The organism is Streptomyces sp. NBC_01351, assembly GCF_036237315.1.
GTDB lineage: Bacteria > Actinomycetota > Actinomycetes > Streptomycetales > Streptomycetaceae > Streptomyces.
In genome coordinates this window covers 4,901,992-4,924,124 of record NZ_CP108356.1, presented here as the reverse complement: position 1 = coordinate 4,924,124, position 22,133 = coordinate 4,901,992, and the positions used below count along the sequence as shown (strand labels likewise).

The following is a 22,133-nucleotide window of genomic DNA, read 5'->3' as shown; positions in this document are numbered from 1 at the left end:
CCCGGGCGCAGGCCTGGCGGCAGCGGGCCCGCACCCCGCCACGGCCCGAGCCACATCCCCGACCGGCGTGCCGACCCCGCCCCCTGCCGGCATGGGCCTGGCGGCAGCAGGCCTCGGCCCGGCCACAACCCCGGCCGCCCACGCGCCGCACACCGGGGACACCGCGACCGGCACGGGCCTCGCGGCAGCGGGCCCACACCCCGCAGGGGGCCGGGGAGCAACCCCGCCCGGGGGAACACCTCTCGACACGGGCCACCCGCCCACCGGGAGCCTCCCCGCCGGCACGGGCCTCGCCGCAGCGGGCCTCGGCCCCGCCCCGGCCCACGGCGCCCACCTCACCGGAGCAACCCCGCCCGGCGGCACCCCACTCGGCGTACCCACGCCGCACACCGGGAGCCTCCCCGGCGGCACCGGCCTCCCCGCAGCGAGCCCGCACGCCGCAGGCGGCCCGGGAGCAACCCCGCCCGGCGGCACCCCCACCGGCACAGGCCCCGGAGGCGGCCCGGCAGCAACCCCGCCCGGCGGCACCCCCACCGGCGCGGGCCTCCCCGCAGGCGGCCCCGCGGGGGATGGCGGGCGTACCGGCAGGCGCGGCGGCGGCGCTCGGGTGGTCACCGGGCTGTGGGGGCGGGTCGAGCAGCAGGACTTCCGCAGCCGGGTCCGCGGCGCGCTCCTCGGCTCCGCCATCGGCGACGCCCTCGGCGCGCCCCTCGCCGGCCTCACCCTCGACGCCCTCCGCGAGGCGCACGGCCCGCACGGCCTCACCGAGCCCGCCCCCGCGCACGGCCGCCGCGGCACCGTCACCGCCGCCACCCAGCTCACCCTCTTCACCGTGGACGGCCTCATACGGGCCCACGTGCGCCGCGACACCGGCGCCTGGCACCCGCCCACCGACGTGCACCGCGCCTACCGCCGCTGGGCCGCCACCCAGAGCGACTGGGGCCCCGACGAGCGCCGCAAGGACAACGGCTGGCTCGCACAGCAGGAGTGGCTCTACGCCCGCCGCGGCCCGGACCGCGCCTGCCTCACCGGCTTCGCCGACGAGGCCCTCGGCACCCTCGACCACCCGAAGAACCCCACCGCCTGCGGCGCGGCCGCCGCCACCCGCTCGGCCCCCTTCGGCCTCCTCGTCGGCTGGGAGCCCGCCCTGGTGCTCCAACTCGCCGTCGAGTGCGCCGCGCAGAGCCACGGCCACCCCAACGCGTACCTCTCCGCCGGGGCCTTCGCCGTCATCGTGCACGGCCTCACCCGCGGCGACTCCCTCGACTCCGCCGTCCAGCGCGCCCTCGGCCTGCTCGGGGCCCGCCCCGGGCACCAGCCCGTCACCGACGCCCTCCAGCGCGCCCTGTCCGCCGTCACCGCCGCCCCGCCCGGCCCCGAGACCGTCGAGGCCCTGGCCCCCACCCCCGGCGCCGAGGACGTGCTCGCCACCGCCCTCTACTGCGCCCTCGTCGCCGAGGACATCGCGCACGGCCTGCGCCTCGCCGTCAACCACGGCGGCGACTCCCCCGCCACCGGCGCCCTGTGCGGGGCCCTGCTCGGCGCCCTGCACGGCGAGACCGCCCTCCCGGCGGCCTGGCTCGCCGAGCTCGAAGGCCGCGCCACCCTCCTCGAACTCGCCGACGACTTCGCCCTGGAGATGACCCAGGGCCCGACCCTCCACGGCCCCGCCGCCGCCGGCCCCGGCTGGCTGGCCCGGTACCCGGCACACCCGGCACACCCCGCACCCACCATCTGACGACCCCTCAACATTCGCCGCCCCAGCCCCTACCGTTGTCGTTCCCACGTCTCGGAGGTGCCAGCACCCATGCGGATCGCCACGACCGTATTCCTCACCGACCGCACCGTCTCGCCCGTCCGTCTCGCCCGCGCCCTCGAAGAGCGCGGGTTCTCCGGCCTGTACCTCCCGGAGCACACCCACATCCCGGTCAGCCGCGTCAGCGCCGCCCCCATGGGCGGCGAGCTCCCCGAGATGTACGGGCGCACGCTCGACCCCTTCGTCGCCCTCGGCCAGGCCTCCGCCGTGACCGAACGGCTGCACCTCGGCACCGGCATCACCCTCGTCGCCCAGCACGACCCCATCGACCTCGCGAAACAGGTCGCCACCCTCGACCACCTCTGCGGCGGCCGCTTCACCCTGGGCATCGGCTACGGCTGGAACGTCGAAGAGGCCGCCGACCACGGCGTCGAGTGGCGCACCCGCCGCGAACTGGTCCGTGACCGCATGGCGTTGATGCGCGCCCTCTGGGCCCCCGAGCCCACCGCCCACCTCGGCGAGTACTCCTCCGTCCAGGCGAGCTCCGCGTACCCCAAGCCCGTCCGGACCCCCCGCGAACTCGCCCCCGGCACCCCCCTCCACGGCCCCCGCACTCTGATCGGCGGCGCGGCCGGCCCGAAACTGTTCGCCGCCATCGCCGACCACTCCGACGGCTGGCTCCCCATCGGCGGCCGCGGGCTCACGGAGTCCCTGCCGGTCCTGCGCCAGGTCTGGGAAACCGCGGGCCGCGACCCGAAGTCCCTCCAGGTCGTCCCGTACGCGGTCCAGCCGAACCCCGGCAAGCTGAGCCACTACGCCGACCTGGGCATCGAGGAGGTCGTCCTCCAACTCCCCTCGGCCGAGGAACCGGAGATCCTGCGCACCCTGGACGACTTCGCGCAGTACCTGTAACCCTCGGGCGACCACGGTGACCGGCTTCGTCGGCAGCGAAATCCGTTCGCCGGCGGGGCCCCACCCTGCCCATCATGACGCCATGACGAACCTCGGGACGGACGGCGCCGGCGCCTTGGACCAGAGCATCAACGGGTGGGCCGGGCTCCCGGCAGGCATCCGCACCCAGGTCGACGGATACGTCCTGCAGGACAGCTACATGTCGGCGGTCCGGCTCGTGTGGGAGGCAGGCCGGGCGCAGGGCGTGGGCCTGTACGAGGCGCAGGTGATCGTTTCCCAGCGGTACGAGCACCTCGGCGACCGCGTCGCCCGTACGCCCGACTCACCGCTCGACCTGGCCTCACTCGCCGCCCTGGCCCACGGCATTCGTGCCCGCGTGGTCGCGATCGAGGCCGTCTGGGACGGAGACACCGTCCACGACTGGTTCGTGAGCCTGCTGGCCATCACGGACGATCCCGCCGGGGAGAAGCCGCTGGCCACGATCTACTGGGGCACGGCCGTACGCGCCCTGGACGGCGCCGACGCGGGCCCGCTCCACCCGTCGGCGGCCGCTGCCACCCGCGCGGGCTCGGCCTTGGCCGCCCACCTCGGCGTCCCGTTCCACTTCGCCAGCCCCGACAACCCGGACGACGAGGCGCCCCGCTGGCGCGCCTGCAAGCAGGGTCAGCCCAGGATTCGGCGCACAGGCTGACCGGTAAGGCGGGCGATGGTCTCGAAGTCGGCGTCCTGATGGAGGACCGTCAGCTTGTGATGCTGCGCGATCACCGCGACGAGCAGGTCGACCGGGCTTGCGCACTGGTGACAGCCCTCGTCTGCCAGCCGCTGCTGAAGAGCCGAGGTTTCCTCCCAGACGGAGTCTCGTGCCACGAAGTAGGGGAAGGTTTCCCGGAGCAGGCCGTCTGCCTCGTAGTAGGCCGGGCGGCCGCCCACTGCGCGCAGAAACTCCTGACGCACGGGTTCGCACAGCCCTACGACCCCGGAAGTGACCACTTCGTCCCACACAGGACTGACCTGCCCCCGGTAGAACCTGATCAGTGCGCTCGTGTCGATGAGGAAGCTCTCGCTCACGCGACCGATCGTCCCCCTGGCTCGTTCTCCGCCTCGGTGTCGTCGCCCCCGATCGCGGAGAAGTCGATCTCACCGTCTGACACCATCTGTCGCATGCGTGCCACTGCCGCCGCTCTGCGCCGCCGGTCGGCGATCTCCCGCAGGGCGGCATTCACGGTGTCCCGCTTCGTCGTAGTGCCGAGGTGACGGGCAGCTTCCGCCAAGGCCTCGTCGTCCAGGTCGATCACGGTTCGGGACATGACGACCTCCAGGATGCGCGTATATATGATTCCCAAAGAAGATATCACCGACGGGCCAGCTCCGCCCAGACCGTCTTGCCGATCACCCGGTCCGTGACACCCCAGTCGACGGCTAGGGCCTCGACGATGCGCAGGCCGTAGCCGGACTCCGCCTGGTAGGCGTGCGGGCGCACCGCCGGCCGGCGGTCGCCGCGGGGGTCGGAGACCTCCACGCGGAGCACCTCCTCCAGCAGGGTCATCCGCAGCTCGAAGCCCCGGCCGGGGACGCGGCCGTGCGTGACGGCGTTGGAGGTCAGCTCGGCGATGAGGAGGCCCGCGTCGGCGGAGAGCGCGGTGGACTCCGGGATGCCCCAGTCGTGCAGCTCGACGAGCGCGAGCCGGCGGGCGAGACGGGCCCCGCGCGGGGTGCAGCTGAAACGCTGAGTGAACGTGCATACGAGGGCCCGGGTGGGGCCGGAGGGTGCGGTCATGGAATGAACGTCCCGTGTGACCACGGGAGTTCCCAGCAACCCGACTACTACTTTTGAAGAGTAGTAGTCCACTCTCTGGACAGTGGCAGTCACCGTGCGTGAACCTGGTTGCGGGGAGGTGACCGCTGTGACGAGTGTCGACGAGAGCGGCGACGCCGAGGTGGAGCCCGATGCCGACCTGCGGAACTTCGGCGAGACGGTCAAGGCCTTCCGCAAACGCGCCGGCCTGACGCAGGAACAACTCCACCCGCTGGTCCGCTACTCGGTCCAGTACGTGGCCTCGGTGGAACAGGGCCGCCGCCACCCGTCCACGAGGTTCGTGGACCGGGCGGAGGAGGCACTGGACGCCTTCGGCGTCATCCGCATCGCGGCGAGCCGGCTGGAGCGGAAGCGGGGGCTGGCCAGGTGGTTCCGGCGGTGGGCGGAGCTGGAGGAGCAGGCCGTCGCACTGAATACGTACGAGTGCAGGTCGGTTCCGGGCTTGCTGCAGACGGAGGCGTACGCGCGGGCCCAGATCAGGGACGTGCCGCCCCTGCCGACTCCGGACGAGGTCGAGGCCCGCATCGCGTTCCGACTGGCCCGGCAGGCACTGCTCCTGAAGACCCCGTACGTCGCCTTCAGCTTCATCATCGAGCAGTCGGTGATCGAACGGCAGACGGGCGGGGCGGAGGTGACGCGCGAGCTGATCGACCACCTGCTGGAGGTGGGGAGGCTGCCGAATGTGGACCTGCAGATCATGCCGACGGTTAGCCCGGAGCACGCGGGGGTCGATGGATCCTTCCAACTCCTGGAAACGGAGGAGAACGAGTGGATGGGCTATGCCGAGGGCCAGCAGTCGGGCCAGGTCATCTCTGACCCGAAAGACGTCAGCCTCCTCCACCAGCGGTATGCCAAACTTCGCATCCAGGCCCTCAACCCTGCGGACAGCACGGGCCTGTTGATGCGAATGCGAGGATCCCTGTGACCAGCACCCAGCTCCAGTGGTTCAAGAGCAGCTACAGCGGCAGCCAGGGCGACAGCTGCGTCGAAGTCGCCCTCTCCTGGCACAAGTCCACATACAGCAGCAGCCAGGGCGACGACTGCGTCGAGGTCGCCGCCTGTACGGAAGCCATCCACATCCGGGACTCCAAGGTGACGGCAGGCCCCGAGCTGGCCGTCACCCCTGCGGCCTGGAACGACTTCCTCGGCGGGGTCACGCGCGCCCGGCGGTAGGAGGCAGCTGCTCACCACGGCATCAGGGATGTCTTGGGGGTTTCCCGTCAGTCTCATCGTCCTTCCGTGTCGTGACGGCCTGTCAAGGGCGCTCCTCCTTCGTCGTCGCGTCGCTTCGCGATGGCCTTCGGCCACCCTTGACAGACCGCCCCGCCACGGAAAAACGAAGACTGCCGGGAAACCCCCAAAAGAACGGGCCGGGGGAGAGAGGAGTAGGGGCGGCCCTGTCAGGGATGTTCGGCCCTGCTCCGGTAGGGGGCGCGCCCGGCCTCGGGCTCTCCAGGGCCGCCATCGGGGCCGGGCAGTCGGCCGGCCATCGCCAAACAGCGACCACAAGCACCCCAGCCGCCGACAGGCGCGTCAAATCGCTACGCGCTCCTCGAAGACGGCGTCTGCGACGGTCTTGGGCTGGTCATAAGCCGCCACGGATCGCTACACAGCTGACGTCGCCTGGCGTCGATCAGACCGGCATGGGCTGGGGGTCGGCAAGGGCTTCAGGACATCGGAGCGTCCAGCTGCGGCTGCAACCGGACCTCGGTCACGCTCACGTCCTCGGGAGCGCCGAACGCCACGACCATCACGCCGTTGCCGATGTCCGTCACCTCCAGCGCCAAGTGCTCGGCCCCCACGCGCAGGTCGATCCTCACTACGGGCTCGCCATTGAAGTCCGGCACGCGGTGGATCCGCGCCGCCGGGTAGTTCAGGCCCGTAAGCCGGTTCCGCATCTCCTCGTACGTGGCCGTTTCCGTCCCCGAGAACGCATTACTGATGCGCAGTTGGTGCCTCTGGGCGGCGCACTCCTCTGCCGAATCCAGCGGCACCGGGTCGACCAGAACGGGCATCGTGGAGTCAGGGGCCGATGCCACGCCATCGACACCGTCAAAGACGACCGGGGCACAGCTCTGCGAGATGAGGTCCGCCATCTCGAGGAACCGCGCCTCCGCGTCAACGGTGCTGACCACGGAGATCTGATCGGCGGCGGCGCTCTGCGCGCCGAATCCGGCCAGGACGACGACGCTGCCGAGGGTGGCCGCCAGCAAGGACTTCGGGAGGAGGTTTGATCGCATGCCCATACGATGCGGGCCGCTGACAACCGCCCACATGAGTACCCTTACTTAATCCACCAGCGCATCAGCTCACCTGTGACCCGTCAGACCCGCGGCAGGTCCATCCGCGAACGTACGTGCGCCTTCCCCCGTCGGCACGAAGCCAACTTCTACGTGCACGGCAAGCGCAAGTGACCTGGCTGCGCGGCTTGTGGCGATCTGTCGCTGTCGATGACCAGCCCCAGACGGCCGACGGACGCCGTCGTGGAGGAGCGCGTAGCGATCTGTCGCGCCTGTCGGGGGCTGGGGTGCTTGTGGTCGCTGTTTGGTGAGGGCCGGCCGCCTGCCCGGTTCGGGGAGCGGCCCTGGCAGGGCCCGGGGCGTGATTCCTCACCTGGGCGGGGCCGGACATCGCTGATGGGCCCGTCCTTGGAATCTCTGTCCCGGCCCGTTCTTTTGGGGGTTTCCCGTCAGTCTTCGTTTTTCCGTGGCGGGGCGGTCTGTCAAGGGTGGCCGAAGGCCATCGCGAAGCGACGCGACGACGAAGGAGGAGCGCCCTTGACAGGCCGTCACGACACGGAAGGACGATGAGACTGACGGGAAACCCCCAAGCCCCCTCTAATTCCGGTCAACGCGGACCCCGCCATCCCGGATCCCGCCGCGCCCGTCCTACGCTCCCCTCATGATCAGTTCACGTACCCACATCCGCGTCGCCCGCCCCTCCCTCGACCTCGAAGCCGCCGAGCGGTTCTACGTCGACGGGCTCGGGCTCGGAGTCCTGTGGCGCAGCACCAAGAGCGTCCCCGGGGAGCACGATCTCCTCATGGTCGGCCCCGTCGACGGCGGCTGGCACTTCGAGCTGACGCGGGACGCAGAGAACCCGATCACCCCCGCCCCCACCGTCGACGACCTCTTCGTCGTCTACCTCGGCGAAGCCCCCGACGAGGCCCTCGTCGCCCGGCTCGTCGAGCACGGCGGGACCCGGGTGGCCTCGCACAACCCGTACTGGGACGAGTGGGGTGTCACCATCGCCGACCCCGACGGCTACCGACTCGTGCTCTGCTCCCGCACCTGGGGCTAGGCCGTCTCGTTTGGATCAAGATGCCGTGAGTAGTCGCTAGGTTCTCGGATGGCACTCTGGGGAGATGCGCCCTTGGAACACCTCCACTCAGAAGGACCTCAGACGGCTGCTCAATGAGTGGGATCCGATCGGTATCGCCGACGATGTCCAGGACGAGTACGACTGCATGATCGGCCCCTTGTTCCGCAGCCTCCATGGTGGCGCCGACCAGGCGGTGATCGGCGAGTTTCTGCGGCAGGAGCTGGAGGTTCACTTCGGACTTCCTTCGAGTCGGCCGCCCGAGGCGATGGCCGCCCGCTTCATCTATTGGTGGGCAGCGGCTGATCCGGCCGACGACGCGGACAGCCGGTAGCCGTTCCTCTCGGGGTCACCTGCGCGTTGGCCTGTTCACGGACAGCACGCCGGGGACGATCAACGTGCTCGTCCAGGTCTCGCCCGACGGCCGGAACTGGTCCGACGCGGTGACGACGGAAGCGCGCTGGAACGGTGAGGGGCACGTCTTCTCGGCCGAGGTCGCGCAGAGCGGTCCGGGCTACTTCCGGGCCCGGTTCGTCGCCCCGGAGGGCTTCCAGGCGGCCACGACGGCCGCCGTCCACGTCACCGGCTGACGCTCCCCGCCGGCCCGTCCGCCCAGAACTGCGCCAGGGCCGCCTCCTTGTACGGCGCCGGGCTCACGCTCAGGTCTCCGGCGAAGGGGCGGTCCAGGGCCACCACCAGCAGCAGGCTGAAGCCGATCAGCGCGGCCACCGCCGACACGAACAGCAGCTGCATCTTCAGGCTGCGCAGCCCGAACAGGAAGGTGAGCGGGAGGATCACCAACGCGCCCCCGTACACGAGCACTTGCAGCAGGATCGGCAGCGAGGTCTCGGCCATGGAGACGCGCGCCCGGCGCTGCGCGGCGACGTCGTTGAGGCGGGTGACCGCCTCGGCGTAGAAGGTCTCGGCGCGGGGGCCGCTCGGTTCGTACGCCTGGAGGGCCGCGTAGAGGGCGCGCGTCTGGGCCGAAGTGGCCTCGTAACTCGGCCGGCCCTCCCGCATCAGCGGCCACTGCACCTCGACGACGGCGTGCGCGTACGCGCCGACCGCCTCGTTGATCCGGGCGCGGTCGGCCGGGGGGAAGGTGTCGGCGCTGCGCACGACCAGTGCCAGGTCCGTGGCCTCGGTGGCGACGATGTTCTGGGTGTTCTCCAACTGCGTCCAGAGCGTGACGACGACGAACGCGAGGATGATGCCGTAGATCGCGCCGAACATGCCGAGCGCGACGCCGACCATCTCGTTGTGGTCGCCGCCCGCGAGGTGGGGGAAGCGGCGGCGGGCGGCGATGCTGCCGATCACGGCGAGGCCGGTGATGCCGCCGACGAGGAGCACGGCGATGACGAGCGTACTGAGGTTGTTGAGCAGCCAGAGGATCATGCACTGCTCAACGAGCGCGTGCCCCGTTCGGCCCTGCCTCCAACCCCGCCTCGTGGGCGTCGATCAGCTCGTCCCAGTGCTCCCGGGTCCACTCGCAGGCCGCGTCCAACGGGCCCAGCAGGCCCCGGCCGAGCGGGGTGAGGGCGTACTCGACGCGGCGCTCGGGGCCCTCGTACTCCGTCCGGACGACGAAGCCGTCGCGCTCCAGGGCGCGCAGGGACTGCGTCAGGGACTTGGAGGTGATGCCGCGCAGCGGGACCTTGAGCTCCGAGAACCGGCGGGGGCCGCCCTCCAGGCAGCGCAGGATCAGCGAGGCCCACTTGTCGCCGATCCGGAACGGGGTCAGCGGCGACGGGCAGACGGGGTCGAACATCTCCGGGTCCAGCGGCTCCGGGGACGGTGCGGTCTGCGTCTGCGGCTCGCTCATGATCCACACGGTAAGCCGGTATCCGATCGGTAACCAGCCCCCCTCCTACGCTCGCGGCCATGAACATCACGAGCGGAAGCAGCAGCAGCACCGACAACGTCAACAGCATCATCGTCTTCGGGGCCCGCGGCCGCGTGGGCCGGGCCGTCGTCGCCGAGGCGCGGGCGCGGGGGCACCGGGTGACCGAGGTGGGCCGCGCCGAGGGGGACGTGACCTCGGCGGCGGACGTGGCGCGGCTGGCGGCCGGGCACGATGCGGCGGTGGTCGCGGTGTACGACCCGCAGGCGGCGCCCGGCGCGTACTTCCCCGCGGTGGCCCGGGCCCTGGCGGCGGGGCTCCCGCGGGCCGGGGTGGGGCGGCTGGTCGGGGTCGGACTGGCCTCCGTACTGCCCACGGAGTCGGGGGCGGCGCTGATGGACACGCCGGGGTATCCGCAGGAGTGGCGGGAGTTCTACGTCGGCCACGGCGCCGGGACCGACGCGCTGCGGGAGGCCGCCCCGGAGGCCCTGGACTGGGTGGTGCTGTCCCCGGCGGGGGACTTCGACCCCGACGGCGCCCCGGCCGGCGGTCACGCCTTCGCCCCGGCGGACGCCGCGAGCCGGATCACGCACGCCGACTTCGCGCGGGCCGTCGTGGACGAGGCCACGGCCCCGACCCTGCACGCGGCGCACACCGGGGTGGGCCCGGCATGACCGCCCCCGTGACCGACAGCACGAACCCCTGGGTCGCCGAGCACATCCGGCGCTTCGAGGAAACCGCGGGGCGACCGCGGCCGGGGTTCTCGGACCTGCTGCTGACCACCCGGGGCCGCCGCTCGGGCCTGCTGCGCCGGACGGCGCTGGCCTTCGTCCGTGACGGGAACACCTATGTCCTGACGGCGTCGAACGCGGGCGCCGACCGCCACCCAGCCTGGTACCTGAACCTGGCCGCCGACCCGGCGGTGACCCTCCAGGTCGGCGCCGAGACCTTCCCGGCTACCGCCCGCCGGGCCACCCCGGCCGAGGCGGAGCGGCTGTGGCCGGTGGTGGTGGCCGCGATGCCCTCGTACGCCGGGTACCGGGAGGCGACGGCCCGGGAGATCCCGCTGGTGCTGGTCACCCGCACCGGCTGAGACGACGCGAGGGCGGGGCAGCTCAGCGGACGCTCGGGGCCTTCGGCAGTCCGGCGTGCAGCGCGGAGCCGGCGCCCGCGAGGGAGCTGTCGGTGGCCTTGGTGGCGGATCCGGCGGCCTGGGTGGTGATGCCGACGGCGGTCTTCGTGTCCTGGACGGCCTGCCCGGGGTGGTCGACGATCTCGCCGACGCGTTCGGTGAGCGGGACCCCCTGGGGCATGCCCCCATCGGCGTGGGCGGCGATCGGGGTGAGTGCGAGGGCGGCGCCACCGGACAGGACCAGGGCGGCAAGGGTGCGCTTCATGGCATTCATGCCCTCCCCAACGACCCCACGCCGTTACGGGTCACCGGTCGCCCCCAGCCGATCCGCGAACCGGGTCAATCCCGCCTTGCCCAACCTGGCCACGACATCGTCGAACGTCAACGGCGGATTCCGCTTGCCCGCCGCCATCCTGGCCGTTGTGTCGGCGACCTCCTGCGGCCATTGCGCGTGCAGCTCGCAGAGGTACGTGTCCGGGTCCAGCACCCGGACACCCAGCCTCGCCATCTCGGCAGCCGGGAAATCGGCGAGGTTCCAGGTGATCAGCGCGACTGCCCTGCGGCCCATGCCGCCGCTGCGTGGTACCGATCATCCGGGTCCGCGCCGGGCATCTGGTCGACCATGTGCGCATAGTCGGACTCCGCGACCTCGCAGTCTCCGAAGTACTCACGGATGGCCCGCGTGATGGCCCCCGCCGACTCCGCGGACCGCCGCCCCTCACGGACGATGACTCGTTCCCACTCGGCCAGCAGACGTTCCGACCACACCACCTCGTGAACGGAATCCTCCGTCAAGGCCAGCATGAGATCCATGACGGAGAACGGGAACAGCACGTTCGTGTCCACGAAGACGCGCACAGCAAACCCCCCTCGCTCAGGCCGCTCAGTACGGAAGCCCGGCGTCTTCCACGGCCTCGGCGATACGTCGGCGGCCTTCTCGGCGGCGGGCTCGCCGTTCCTGGAACGCGAGGACGTCGGCGAGCCGCACGATGCGGTGCCGACTGCCCGGCAGATAGCTCGACGGGATGTCCCCCGAGTCCAGCAAGCGAGCCACGAAGGGCCGGGACAGGCCGAGCAGCTCGGCGGTCTCGGCAGGGGTCAGTTCGGTCTCCGCGGCGAGCACCGTGACCGTGTGACCGATCGCCAGCTCGCCCGCCGAGGCCGCGAGGATCCGGACCAACTCCTGGGGCAGCACGCTCTCACTTCCGTCGGCGGCCCGCAGTATGACCTCGACCTCGCCCGGGACCATTCGACCCGCCTTCGCGAGAGCGTCCTGGATCTCCGGGCTCGACTCAACGGTGGTCGCCTTCGCGAGCACGCTCGTACGCGCCATCTCAACCTCCTCGACCATCTGAAATAACTGTAACGGCTGCGGCCGCGGTACGCGAGAACGCCCGCGGCCCCGGATCGAGGGGATCGATCCGGGGCCGCGGGGATGACTCACGGGATGACTCGGCAGAAGGGGCCGGGAAGGCCGTGGCTCAGTCCTCGACCACCAGGGCCGGGGTGGACTTCGTCAGGACCTCGCCGCGGAAGAAGGCGGGGCTGCGGCGCTGGGTGACGAACATGATGACCAGGCCGAGGGCCAGCAGGCCGACGCCGATGACGAAGACGCTGCCGACGCCGAAGACAGCGGAGCCGGAGCCGTAGGCCGGGTCGTAGGTGTCGTAGAGGGTCTTGAAGAAGACCGCGGAGAGCAGCAGGCCGCCGAGGACCGGGAAGACGCCCTTGAAGAACAGGTCGCGGGCGGATCGGGCCAGGTCCTTGCGGAAGTACCAGGCGCAGGCGAAGGCCGTCAGCGAGTAGTAGAAGCAGATCATCAGACCGAGCGCGAAGATCGTGTCCGTGAGGACGTTCTCGCTGACCAGGGTCATGACCGTGTAGAACACGCCGGTCGCGACGCCCGCCATGACGGTGGCGCGGCCCGGGGTCTTGAACTTCGGGTGGACCTTGGCGTAGGAGGGCGGCAGCGCCTCGTACGTCGACATGGCGAGGACCGTGCGGGCCACCGGGATGAAGGTGGTCTGCAGGGACGCGGCGGCGGAGGCGAGCACGGCGACGAAGAGCAGGACGCCGAGCATCGGGCCCATCACCGGGCCGGCGAGGGCCGCGAAGACGTTGTCGGAGGTCTCCTCGTTGGCGAGGCCGAGGCCCTCGCCGCCCGAGCCGACGGCCATCTGGGCGGCGACGCCGGTGGCCAGGTAGGAGCCGACCAGGACGACCATCGCGATGAGCGAGGCACGGCCCGGGGTCTTGGCGGAGCCGGTGGTCTCCTCGTTGGTGGCCAGGCACGCGTCCCAGCCCCAGTACATGAAGATCGAGAGGGAGAGACCGGCGGTGAAGGCCGCCATGGACTCGACCGCGAAGGGGTTCATCCAGGACCAGGAGAAGTCCAGGCCGGTGTCGAAGGTGCCCGCGGAGGCCTTCTGGAAGGCCATCGCGACGAAGATGGCCAGGACCACGAGCTGCAGGCCGACCAGCGCGTACTGGACGCCCTTGGTGGCGGTCATGCCGCGGTAGCTGATGGCGGTCGCCACGGCGATCAGGGTGAGGCAGGTGGCGATGTGGACGAGCTTGTTGTCGTCCAGGGCGGCGATCGACGGATTGTTCGTGATCTCGCCGGCCAGCAGCCAGAAGTAGGAGGTGGCGACGCCGGCCAGGTTGGAGAGCACGATGATCGTGGCGATCACCAGGCCCCAGCCGCACATCCAGCCGAGCCGCGGGCCGAAGGCCTTGACGGTCCAGGTGAAGGAGGTGCCGCAGTCCGGCATGGCCTTGTTGAGCTCGCGGTACGCGAAGGCCACGAGGAGCATCGGGAGGAAGCCGGCGAGGAAGATGGCGGGCATCTGCATGCCGACCTCGCCCGCGGTGGAGCCGAGGGTGGAGGTGAGGCAGTAGACGGGAGCGACGGTGGAGATGCCGATGACGGCACTGCCCACCAGGCCGACGGAACCCTTGCCGAGTCCCTTGCCGCGAACGTCGCCCTCGCCCTGGGGCGCGCCGCTTACCGTGTCTCCGGCCTGGGGCCGAACGTCCAGCTGAGTCATGAGTCAGGACGTTAGATGGTGCGCTTTCCACATCTGGAGGTCACAAGTCCGGATCTCCTGCGGCCCAAACCCCTTTGAATCTTGAGATCAATAGACTTAACGAGCATCTAATACAAGGTTCACCCAACCATCCATCCACGGATCGACAGGCTCCGGAGATCGCGTTCCGGTATGCGGAAACCGCAGCACTGTCCCATTTGGGCGGTTTCAAACTTGCCCGTGTGACCGCGGTCACGTCGAGGCGGGCTCGGTCAGGCGGTTTGCCACACCCGGACAGGGCCCACCCGGGACCGGGGCGGCATCCGCAAGACTGTCCCCATGCCCACGGCCGATGAGCTCCTCAGCGCGGAAACCGCTCGCACCCTGGCCCGGCTGCTCGCCCGGGCGGGCGGCCGCCGGTCCGCGCCGGCCCTGCGCGCCCGCGCCGACGCCCTCGACGGGCTGACGTACAGCGGACGCGTCGGCGCCGTCCGCGACGCCGTGCTCACCGATCTCCCCGAGGACTGGCCCGGCTTCGAGGCCGTCGTACGCACCGCCCTCGCCGACCCCGCCTTCGAGGGCTGGATGACCTTCCCCGTCAACGAGGCGGTCGCCGTCCGCGGGCTGGCGGTGTTCGAGCCCGGGCTGGCGCTGCTCCACGACCTCACCTCCCGGCTGACCGCCGAATCCGCCGTACGGCCCTTCCTGCGCGCCGACCCTGACCGCGCCCTGGCCGTCGTACAGAAGTGGACGGACGACCCGGACCCGCACGTACGCCGCCTCGCCAGTGAGGGCACGCGGCCGCGGCTGCCGTGGGCCCCGCAGCTGCCCGCCTTCGTCGCCGACCCGCGCCCCGCCCTGCCCGTACTGGACGCCCTCTACCGCGACGAGTCCGAGTACGTCCGCCGCTCCGTCTCCAACCACCTCAACGACATCAGCCGGGACCACCCCGCCCTCGCCGTCGAGACGGCGGCCCGCTGGCTGGCCGAGCCCGCCGGTACGACGGACCGCGTCGTGCGCCACGGACTGCGCACCCTGATCAAGGCCGGCCGGCCCGAGGCGCTGACCCTGCTCGGGCACGCCCCGGACGTGCCGGTCACGGTGCGCGGGCCGGTGGTGACCACCCCGCGGGTCGCCGTGGGGGAGTACCTCGTCTTCGACTACGCGGTCACGAACACCGGCGTGCTCCCGGCCGAGCTGGTGATCGACTACGTCGTGCACCACACGAAGGCGAACGGCACCCGCACCCCCAAGGTGTTCAAACTCGTCACCCGCGCCCTGGCCCCCGGCGAAACCCTCACGGGCACCAAGCGGCACTCCTTCAAGCCGATCACCACCCGCCGCTACCACTCCGGCGAGCACCTGGTGCAGCTTCAGATCAACGGCCGCGTCCGCGGCGAGGCCGTTTTCTCGCTGGACGCGCCGTGATCACGGGTGGCAGGCTCCTCCCATGACCTACGGAATCGAGTCCCACCCCGCCCGATGAGCGTCCGCGACGAGCGCGAGCCGCTCGACGCCCGGACGACCTCCCTGTACGACTACGCGCTCTTCCGGCACGGCATCGAGCCGGAGGGCCCGGTCCCGCGCCGTGGCTATCCCCTGCCCGACGGGGCCCCGCCGGAACGCGGCCGCAAGGGCCTGACCTGGGAAGAGGAGCAGGTCGAAACCATCGCCGCGCTCACCCCCCTGCTGGCCGACCCCGACCCCGTACGGGCCGCCGAGGCCGTCCACCGGCGGGTTTCCGAGCTGGCGGTGTCCCTGCCCAACGTCCTCGCACACACAGCGCGGCTCACTCCGGCCGACGAAGGCGCCGCCCGGCGGACCGCCCGCCGACTGACCCGGACCGGTACCGACGCGGCGGCCGTCGGTGTCGGAATCGCCCTGCTGATCCGTCTCGGTGAACCCGAGGACGTGCCCTGCCTCCAGGCCCTCGGCACGCTGCGCGGTCTCGGATCCGCGGCTACCGCCGCACTCGACCCGCTCGACCGGCAGGCGGCCGCCCTGCTCGTCCTCCGTAGCCGGGACCGGTCCGAATTGCTGGCCCCGCTCGTCGGCGTGATCGCCACCGGCGACCCGGAGGCCGTCCGGGCCGCACTGCTCGCGGTGCCCGGCGAACCACGGGCCCTGCTCTTCGCCCGGCGCATCGCCGAGGCCGCCGACCTGCACGGGCTGCTGCGCGCCCGGCCCGTGGACCCCGAACTGCTGGCCCTGACGGGCCGCCTGCTGCACCGAATGTCCCGTGATGTGGGGCACCGGGCCGAGATCCTCGACTATCTGCCCGCCACCAACGTGTACGCGTACTTCGTCGGGTACGCCGACCGGCTGCCCCCGACTCCTGAGCTCCACGAGCTGCTCCTCGCAGTCGCTCTCGACCTGCACAGCGGGCCCGCCGCACTGCTGAACTGGCGGACCCACCGGCGGGAGGCACTGCTCGGCGGCCTGGAGCGGCTGCTGGCCGGGCCCGCGTGGGCCCAAGGACCCGACGCACCGTCCGGGGGCGAGGGCACCGCTCCGGCAGCGGAGCGGCGCCGCGCGGACTGGATCCGGCGTACCGGGCACAAACCGTTCGCCGGTACGGCGGCGCCGGGCTCGCACCCGCGCTGGGAGGTGGTCGTGGTCCACGACGCCGTGGACTCGAACTCCGTCGAGACCCGGTTCCTGGTCGACGGCCGCCCGCTGCTGCCCGCGCTGTTCGCGAACGGACCGGGCGGCTCCCCCGAGTCCCTGCTCGACAGCGGCGACCTGCGCGCCGGGGAGCAGCCGCGGGAGGTGCGGCTCGCCGAGGCGGGGTGCACCGAGGGCTGCTGCGGCGCGCTCTACGTCACCATCCGCCGGGACGGCGCCGAGGTGGTGTGGGGCGACTGGCGCGGGGCGACCGGGGCGACCCCGCCCGAGTACCGCTTCGACGCGGCCGCATACGACGCGGAGCTCGAACGGGCCGAGCGGGACCACTCCTGGTGCTGGACCGCCCGCACCACCGCACGGCTGATCTCCGCGGGCCTGCGGGAGCGGCCCGAGCTGCTCGGCCGCTGGGACCTGCGGCGTAGCTGGGTCTCCACCGACTGGCGGGACCCGGACACCACGGTCCTGCAACTCGCCTTCACGCCGCCCGGCACCACCGAATCGCTGTACTTCGAGTGGCACCTGCCGGACGACGGCCGCCCCGCGGCGGAGCAGGCGGCCGCGGCGCTGGCCCGCATCGAGGCCGGCGACCCGAAGGAGTTCACCCGGCTCAGCGGCGGCAGCCGCGAGCTGGCCGAGTCCCTGGGCTACAGCTGGCCCCCGTAGCCGAAACGACCGCGGCCCGGCCGGGGGGAACTCCCCCGGCCGGGCCGCACCATGTGGCCCGCCTCAGCCCGTCCAGACGATCGACTGCATCTCGCTGTACGCGTGCAGCGCGTACGAGCCCACGTCGCGCCCCACCCCGCTGCGCTTGAAGCCGCCGAACGGGGCCTCCATGTTCCGCCCGATGGTGTTCACGCCGACCCCGCCCGCCCGCAGCCGCCGGGCCACGCGGAACGCGCGCGCCGAGTCCCCGGACCACACGTAGCTCAGCAGGCCGAAGTCGCTGTCGTTGGCCAGTCGGATCGCCTCCTCCTCGTCCCCGTCGAAGGGGACGACCACGACGACCGGGCCGAAGATCTCCTCGCGGACCACCCTCATGTCGTTCGTACAGTCGACGAGGAGGGTCGGGGCCACGTAGAAGCCGCGGCCGTCCCCCACCACCGGGCGCTCGCCGCCGTACGCGATCCGCGCGCCCTCCTTCTTCCCCAGCTCGATGTACGACTCCACGCGGTCGCGGTGCGCCGCCGAGATCACCGGGCCCACGACCGTGCCCTGCACCGTCGGGTCGCCGACCTTCATGAAGGCCAGGTAGCCGGTCAGCTTCTCGATCAGCTGGTCGTAGACCGACCGGTGGACGATCACCCGGGTCGGGGCGGTGCAGATCTGGCCGGAGTAGAAGGAGAAGGTCGTGCCGATGCCCATCATCGCCGCGTCCAGGTCCGCGTCCTCGAAGACGATCGCCGCGCCCTTGCCGCCCAGCTCCATCAGCTGCCGCTTCATGGTGCGGCCGCAGACCTCGGCGATGCGCTGCCCGACGCCCGTGGAGCCGGTGAAGGACACCATGTCCACGTACGGGGAGTCCACGGCGGCCTCGCCGACCTCCACCGACTGCCCGTTCACCACGTTCACCACGCCCGCCGGAACCCCGGCCTCCGCAAGCGCCTCGGCCATCTTGAACACCGACAGCGGGTCCTGCGGGGCCGGCTTGACGACCACCGTGTTGCCCATGGCCAAGGCCGGGGCCACCTTGCCCGCCGGGTTCGCCCACGGGTTGTTGTAGGAGGTGATGCAGGTGACCACGCCGACCGGCTGGCGGACCTCCAGCGCGCCCAGGATGCTCGCCTTCCCCATCGGGCCGGCCTCCGTGACCTGCGGCGGCAGGCCCCGCTCGACCGGCTCCAGGGCACCCTTCGCGTACCGCCGGAAGCGGGTGACGCCGACGCCGACCTGCATGCCGCGCGCGATCCCGGTCGGGGCGCCCGTCTCGGCCTGGGCGAGGGCCGCCCACGGCTCGAACTCCCGCTGCATGATGTCCGCGGCCCGGTCGAGGATCGCCGCCCGCGCCTCGGGCTTCGTACGGGACCAGCTCTCGAAGGCCTCGGCGGCGGCGCGGGCCGCCTCCTCGACCTGCGCGCGGGAGGCCTCGGGCGCGAGCCCGACCACCGACTCGTCCGCCGGGTTGACCACCTCGTAGTGGCCGCCGTCGGGCTCGACCCACTCGCCGCCGATGAAGAGTTTGTTCACCGCGTGCTTCTGCGCATCCGTCACTTGGTGCTCACCGTCCTCGTGTCCCGGCCCGACCGGAGCACGATGCCCGGCACGGCCCCCGTCACCTCGTCGTCGCGGATGGTCTCCACGCCGTTGACCCGGACCGAGACGATGCCGATGGCCCGGGAGTCCAGCCGCGGGCTGTCCCCGGGCAGGTCGTGGACGAGGGTCGCCGGGCCGGCCTCGATGCGCTCGGGGTCGAAGAGGACCAGGTCCGCGTGGTAGCCCTCGGTGATCCGGCCGCGCTCGCGCAGCCCGAACAGCTGGGCCGGGTCGTCGGTGAGCATCCGTACCGCCTGCTCCACCGGCACCAGCTTGCGGCCGCGCAGGCAGTCCCCGAGGAAGCGCGTCGTGTAGGGGGCGCCGCACATGCGGTCCAGGTGCGCGCCGGCGTCGGAGCCGCCGAGCATGACGTCCTCGTGCTGCCAGGTCTCGGCGCGCAGCGCCCAGGTCGCCGGGTCGTTGTCGGTCGGCATGGGCCACAGGACCGTGCGCAGCTCGTCGTTGGCGCAGATCTCCACCAGGCACTGGAAGGCGTCCTGGCCGCGCTCGGCGGCGATGTCGTTGACGACCCGGCCCGACAGGCCCTCGTTCTCCTTGCTGTACGTGTCGCCGATGACGTAGCGCCCGAAGTTGGCGAGGCGGCGGAAGACCCCGGCCTCCTTGCTGTCGGCGCGGCGCAGCATCTCGGCCCGTACGTCCGCGTCGCGCAGCTTCGCGATCCGCTCGGGTACGGGCAGGGCGAGGACCTCTCCCCAGCCGGGGATGAGGTTGAGGGCGCAGAAGGTGCCGAGGGACATGTTCATGGGGGTGAGGATCGGCATCGTCAGCGCGACGATCCGGCCGCCGGCCTTGCGGGCGCGCTCGCTGGGAATCAGCTGGCGCGGGACCCGCTCGGGGACGGAGGCGTCGATGGTGAGGACGTTCCAGTTCAGGGGGCGTCCGGCGGCCGCGCTCATCTCCACGAAGAGGTCGATCTCCTCGTCCGAGAACTGGTCGAGGCAGCCCGCGACGATCGCTTCGAGCTGGGTGCCCTCGTGCTCGGAGACGGCCTTCGACAGGGCGAGGAGCTCTTCCGGCTTGGCGTGCCGGGAGGCGACGGGGGCGCCGGCGCCGTCGGAGTGGGTGGAGGACTGGGTGGTGGACAGGCCCCAGGCGCCGGCGTTCATGGCGTCGTGGAGGAGGTCCAGCATCTGCTGCATCTGCTCGGGGGTGGGCTGCCCTCCGACGGCGTCCTCGCCCATGACGTGGCGGCGCAGGGCGCAGTGGCCGACCATGAAGCCGGCGTTGACGGCGATCCGGCCGTCGAGCGCGTCGAGGTACTCGCCGAAGGTGGACCAGGTCCAGTCGACGCCCTCCTCCAGGGCCTTGAGGGCCATGCCCTCGACCTTGCTCATCATGCGGCGCGTGTAGTCGGCGTCCTCGGGGCGGTCCGGGTGGAGCGGGGCGAGGGTGAAGCCGCAGTTGCCGCCGGCGACGGTGGTGACGCCGTGGTTCATGGAGGGGGTGGCGTACGGGTCCCAGAAGAGCTGGGCGTCGTAGTGCGTGTGGGGGTCGATGAACCCGGGCGTGAGGATCAGCCCCGTGGCGTCCTCGCTGGTGGTCGCGGACTCGGTGACCGAGCCGGGGTCGCCGATGGCGACGATGCGGCCGTCACGTATCCCTACGTCTGCGACGCGGGCGGGGGCGCCGGTGCCGTCCACGACGGTGGCGCCCTTGATCAGGTGGTCGAGCATGACGTCCCTTCTCCGTTGCGTTGCCTTGCGTGCGGCGCCGTTGCCGGGGCTCCACCGACCCCTCGGGCGGGGCGCCGCTGCCGGGTTTGCCCCTGGGCCGGGGTCGGCCTGTTGGGGCGGTGCCCCGCCGGAGTGTCTCCTCGTCCTCGCGCACTGAGCACCGCTGCGAGACGTGAGGGTGGTTGCGCGCTCGTCCTGCGGGGACACTCCGCCGTGTCCCCACCCCAACGCGCGCTCCCGGCCCACGGGGCGGGGGGTCTGGGCCGTCTGGCCGGTCCGCGGGGGCACTCCGGGGCGTCCCCGCAGGACGAGCGCGCAACCACCCTTGGCTTCCAAAGGTGCCTCGGTGCGCGAGGACGAGGAGACGTCCCGGAGGGACCCCGCGGACCAACCCGAACGGTCAAGACCCCGCCCGGCGGCACCCCCCAGCCCCTCCGGCGATTGAGGAGCGGGGTGTGGGGCGGAGCCCCACGAGCCGGGCCGCACCCGGAGGACGGAGCACCCGCGCCCCGGCCGGTGGCCGCCCGGCCGGGGCGCGTGCGGGGCGGCGGTCCGGGAAGACGCCGCCCCGGTACAGGGGCCCACCCCGGCCGAGCCGAGTGCTAGACGGCCTGGCGGAAGCGGGTCGTGCGGTGGACCGGGTCCGTGTCGATGTGCGGGATCACGTGCTCGCCGATCAGCTTGATCGTGGTCATCGTGTCCTCGTAACCGACTCCGGTCGGCAGACCGAAGGACAGCTGGTCCGCCCCGGCCTGCTCCCAGCGCTTGCACTGGGCGCGGACCTCGGACGGGTCACCGCAGATCAGCAGCTCCTCGGCGATCAGGAGCTCGATGATCTCCGCGTTGTACTCCGGCAGGGTCTCGGGCCACTGCGGGATCGCCTCGGGCCGCGGGAAGGTGTCGTGGTAGCGGAAGACCAGCGACTGGAAGCGGTTCATGTTGGCGTTGACGGCGATTTCGACGGCCTTGTCGTGCGTCTCGGCGCAGATCGCGGTCGAGGTGACCATGACGTTGTCGTTGACGAAGGCGCCGATGGCCTTCGCCTCCTGGATGGCCGTCTTGTACTGGTCGAGGACCCACTCCATGTCGGAGACCTTCTGCACGCTGAAGCCCAGCACGCCGAGGCCCTTCTTCGCCGCCATGGCGTAGGAGGAGGGGGAGCCGGCCGCGTACCACATGGCCGGGTGCGCCTTCCCGTACGGCTTGGGGAAGATCTTCCGCGGCGGGAGCGACCAGTGCTTGCCCTGGAACCCCTCGTATTCCTCCTGGAGGAACATCTTGGGGAACTCGGCGATGGTCTCCTCCCATATCTCCTTGGTGCCGTTCATGTCCTCGATGCCCGGGAGGAAGCCGAGGATCTCGTGGCTGCCCGCGCCGCGGCCGGTGCCGAATTCGAAGCGGCCCTTGGAGAGGTGGTCGAGCATGGTGACCTTTTCGGCCACCTTGACCGGGTGGTTGACCGGGGCGAGCGGGTTGAAGATGCCGGAGCCGAGGTGGATGCGCTCGGTGGCGGCCGCGAGGTAGCCGAGGAACACCTCGTTCGCCGACAGGTGCGAGTACTCCTCCAGGAAGTGGTGCTCGGAGGCCCAGGCGTACTTGAAGCCGGACTTGTCGGCCTGGATGACGTACTCGGTCTCCTCCAACAGCGCCTTGTGCTCGGCCTGGGGGTCGACCTTGGACCGCGCCTCAGGCACGTATCCCTGCACGAAGAGCCCGAATTCCAAGGGGGTTCACCGTCCTTTGATTTCTGACGTTGCGTCAGAT

At 71.7% G+C, this 22,133-nt stretch carries 26 protein-coding genes; 12 read left to right on the top strand and 14 right to left on the bottom strand.

Features of this window, described 5'->3' with window-relative positions:
- Window positions 1-607 precede the first annotated feature (607 nt).
- From OG625_RS22790 to OG625_RS22780, 3 genes are all read left to right on the top strand, one after another.
- Window positions 608-1,738: an ADP-ribosylglycohydrolase family protein gene (locus OG625_RS22790; protein ID WP_329390861.1), complete on the top strand. Its 1,131-nt coding sequence runs from the start codon at window positions 608-610 to the stop codon at window positions 1,736-1,738.
- A gap of 69 nt (window positions 1,739-1,807) precedes the next feature.
- Window positions 1,808-2,668: a TIGR03619 family F420-dependent LLM class oxidoreductase gene (locus OG625_RS22785; RefSeq protein WP_329384198.1), complete on the top strand. Its 861-nt coding sequence runs from the start codon at window positions 1,808-1,810 to the stop codon at window positions 2,666-2,668.
- Between the two features lie 82 nt (window positions 2,669-2,750).
- Entirely contained in the window at window positions 2,751-3,359 is a 609-nt protein-coding gene (locus tag OG625_RS22780) for a hypothetical protein (protein ID WP_329384196.1), read from the top strand.
- Here the strand turns inward: OG625_RS22780 and OG625_RS22775 are convergent.
- The 3 genes from OG625_RS22775 to OG625_RS22765 are packed head-to-tail and all read right to left on the bottom strand — an operon-like array spanning window position 3,332 to window position 4,445.
- Window positions 3,332-3,736, bottom strand: coding sequence for a PIN domain nuclease (locus OG625_RS22775; RefSeq protein ID WP_329384193.1), 405 nt, complete (start codon window positions 3,734-3,736; stop codon window positions 3,332-3,334). The genes OG625_RS22780 and OG625_RS22775 overlap by 28 nt on opposite strands.
- Window positions 3,733-3,975 (bottom strand): type II toxin-antitoxin system VapB family antitoxin, encoded by a 243-nt coding sequence (locus tag OG625_RS22770; protein WP_329384190.1) that lies wholly within the window; start codon window positions 3,973-3,975, stop codon window positions 3,733-3,735. The genes OG625_RS22775 and OG625_RS22770 overlap by 4 nt, the downstream gene beginning before the upstream one ends.
- A gap of 44 nt (window positions 3,976-4,019) precedes the next feature.
- Window positions 4,020-4,445 (bottom strand): ATP-binding protein, encoded by a 426-nt coding sequence (locus OG625_RS22765; RefSeq protein WP_329384188.1) that lies wholly within the window; start codon window positions 4,443-4,445, stop codon window positions 4,020-4,022.
- Window positions 4,446-4,572: 127 nt separating this feature from the next.
- On the opposite strand from OG625_RS22765, the gene OG625_RS22760 reads away from it, so the two are divergent.
- Together OG625_RS22760 and OG625_RS22755 are read left to right on the top strand one after the other, a co-directional pair.
- Entirely contained in the window at window positions 4,573-5,409 is an 837-nt protein-coding gene (locus OG625_RS22760) for a helix-turn-helix domain-containing protein (protein WP_329384187.1), read from the top strand.
- Window positions 5,406-5,657, top strand: coding sequence for a DUF397 domain-containing protein (locus tag OG625_RS22755; RefSeq protein WP_329384184.1), 252 nt, complete (start codon window positions 5,406-5,408; stop codon window positions 5,655-5,657). The genes OG625_RS22760 and OG625_RS22755 overlap by 4 nt, the downstream gene beginning before the upstream one ends.
- Before the next feature lie 494 nt (window positions 5,658-6,151).
- On the opposite strand, the gene OG625_RS22750 is transcribed toward OG625_RS22755, so the two are convergent.
- The gene (locus OG625_RS22750) at window positions 6,152-6,724 is read right to left on the bottom strand and encodes a hypothetical protein (protein ID WP_329384182.1); all 573 of its coding nucleotides are present in this window, start codon (window positions 6,722-6,724) and stop codon (window positions 6,152-6,154) included.
- Between the two features lie 661 nt (window positions 6,725-7,385).
- On the opposite strand from OG625_RS22750, the gene OG625_RS22745 reads away from it, so the two are divergent.
- From OG625_RS22745 to OG625_RS22735, 3 genes are all read left to right on the top strand, one after another.
- Window positions 7,386-7,784: a VOC family protein gene (locus tag OG625_RS22745; RefSeq protein WP_329384179.1), complete on the top strand. Its 399-nt coding sequence runs from the start codon at window positions 7,386-7,388 to the stop codon at window positions 7,782-7,784.
- 64 nt (window positions 7,785-7,848) lie between these two features.
- Window positions 7,849-8,136, top strand: coding sequence for a hypothetical protein (locus tag OG625_RS22740; protein ID WP_329384176.1), 288 nt, complete (start codon window positions 7,849-7,851; stop codon window positions 8,134-8,136).
- A 64-nt stretch (window positions 8,137-8,200) separates the two neighbouring features.
- Window positions 8,201-8,392, top strand: a complete 192-nt coding sequence (locus tag OG625_RS22735) for a hypothetical protein (RefSeq protein WP_329384174.1) — start codon at window positions 8,201-8,203, stop codon at window positions 8,390-8,392.
- Here OG625_RS22735 and OG625_RS22730 read toward each other — a convergent pair.
- Together OG625_RS22730 and OG625_RS22725 are read right to left on the bottom strand one after the other, a co-directional pair.
- Window positions 8,382-9,197, bottom strand: coding sequence for a bestrophin-like domain (locus OG625_RS22730; RefSeq protein ID WP_329384171.1), 816 nt, complete (start codon window positions 9,195-9,197; stop codon window positions 8,382-8,384). The genes OG625_RS22735 and OG625_RS22730 overlap by 11 nt on opposite strands.
- A gap of 7 nt (window positions 9,198-9,204) precedes the next feature.
- Window positions 9,205-9,624 carry a winged helix-turn-helix transcriptional regulator gene (locus OG625_RS22725; protein WP_329384168.1) on the bottom strand — a complete coding sequence of 140 codons (420 nt, stop codon included), beginning with the start codon at window positions 9,622-9,624 and terminating at the stop codon, window positions 9,205-9,207.
- A 59-nt stretch (window positions 9,625-9,683) separates the two neighbouring features.
- On the opposite strand from OG625_RS22725, the gene OG625_RS22720 reads away from it, so the two are divergent.
- Complete coding sequence (locus tag OG625_RS22720; protein ID WP_329384165.1) at window positions 9,684-10,316, top strand: NAD(P)-dependent oxidoreductase; 633 nt, start codon at window positions 9,684-9,686, stop codon at window positions 10,314-10,316.
- Window positions 10,313-10,735, top strand: a complete 423-nt coding sequence (locus tag OG625_RS22715) for a nitroreductase/quinone reductase family protein (protein ID WP_329384162.1) — start codon at window positions 10,313-10,315, stop codon at window positions 10,733-10,735. Before OG625_RS22720 ends, OG625_RS22715 begins: the two co-directional genes overlap by 4 nt.
- Before the next feature lie 22 nt (window positions 10,736-10,757).
- Here OG625_RS22715 and OG625_RS22710 read toward each other — a convergent pair whose 3' ends face one another.
- From OG625_RS22710 to OG625_RS22690, 5 genes are all read right to left on the bottom strand, one after another.
- Window positions 10,758-11,039 carry a hypothetical protein gene (locus OG625_RS22710; RefSeq protein ID WP_329384159.1) on the bottom strand — a complete coding sequence of 94 codons (282 nt, stop codon included), beginning with the start codon at window positions 11,037-11,039 and terminating at the stop codon, window positions 10,758-10,760.
- A gap of 33 nt (window positions 11,040-11,072) precedes the next feature.
- Window positions 11,073-11,342: a hypothetical protein gene (locus OG625_RS22705; RefSeq protein WP_329384156.1), complete on the bottom strand. Its 270-nt coding sequence runs from the start codon at window positions 11,340-11,342 to the stop codon at window positions 11,073-11,075.
- Window positions 11,318-11,632: a PIN domain-containing protein gene (locus tag OG625_RS22700; RefSeq protein WP_329384153.1), complete on the bottom strand. Its 315-nt coding sequence runs from the start codon at window positions 11,630-11,632 to the stop codon at window positions 11,318-11,320. The genes OG625_RS22705 and OG625_RS22700 overlap by 25 nt, the downstream gene beginning before the upstream one ends.
- 25 nt (window positions 11,633-11,657) lie before the next feature.
- Window positions 11,658-12,125 (bottom strand): helix-turn-helix domain-containing protein, encoded by a 468-nt coding sequence (locus OG625_RS22695; protein WP_329384150.1) that lies wholly within the window; start codon window positions 12,123-12,125, stop codon window positions 11,658-11,660.
- A 130-nt stretch (window positions 12,126-12,255) separates the two neighbouring features.
- On the bottom strand, window positions 12,256-13,821 hold the full coding sequence (locus OG625_RS22690) for an APC family permease (protein WP_329384147.1): 1,566 nt from the start codon (window positions 13,819-13,821) through the stop codon (window positions 12,256-12,258).
- 318 nt (window positions 13,822-14,139) lie between these two features.
- Here OG625_RS22690 and OG625_RS22685 point away from each other — a divergent pair, with 318 nt between their 5' ends.
- Both OG625_RS22685 and OG625_RS22680 read left to right on the top strand, forming a co-directional pair.
- Window positions 14,140-15,228: a DNA alkylation repair protein gene (locus OG625_RS22685; protein ID WP_329384144.1), complete on the top strand. Its 1,089-nt coding sequence runs from the start codon at window positions 14,140-14,142 to the stop codon at window positions 15,226-15,228.
- 54 nt (window positions 15,229-15,282) lie between these two features.
- Window positions 15,283-17,088, top strand: coding sequence for a hypothetical protein (locus tag OG625_RS22680; RefSeq protein WP_329384141.1), 1,806 nt, complete (start codon window positions 15,283-15,285; stop codon window positions 17,086-17,088).
- A 63-nt stretch (window positions 17,089-17,151) separates the two neighbouring features.
- On the opposite strand, the gene OG625_RS22675 is transcribed toward OG625_RS22680, so the two are convergent.
- From OG625_RS22675 to OG625_RS22665, 3 genes are all read right to left on the bottom strand, one after another.
- On the bottom strand, window positions 17,152-18,633 hold the full coding sequence (locus OG625_RS22675; protein ID WP_329384138.1) for an aldehyde dehydrogenase family protein: 1,482 nt from the start codon (window positions 18,631-18,633) through the stop codon (window positions 17,152-17,154).
- Entirely contained in the window at window positions 18,630-20,576 is a 1,947-nt protein-coding gene (locus tag OG625_RS22670) for an N-acyl-D-amino-acid deacylase family protein (RefSeq protein WP_329384135.1), read from the bottom strand. The genes OG625_RS22675 and OG625_RS22670 overlap by 4 nt, the downstream gene beginning before the upstream one ends.
- A gap of 395 nt (window positions 20,577-20,971) precedes the next feature.
- Window positions 20,972-22,093, bottom strand: coding sequence for an LLM class flavin-dependent oxidoreductase (locus OG625_RS22665; protein WP_329384131.1), 1,122 nt, complete (start codon window positions 22,091-22,093; stop codon window positions 20,972-20,974).
- Window positions 22,094-22,133 lie beyond the last annotated feature (40 nt).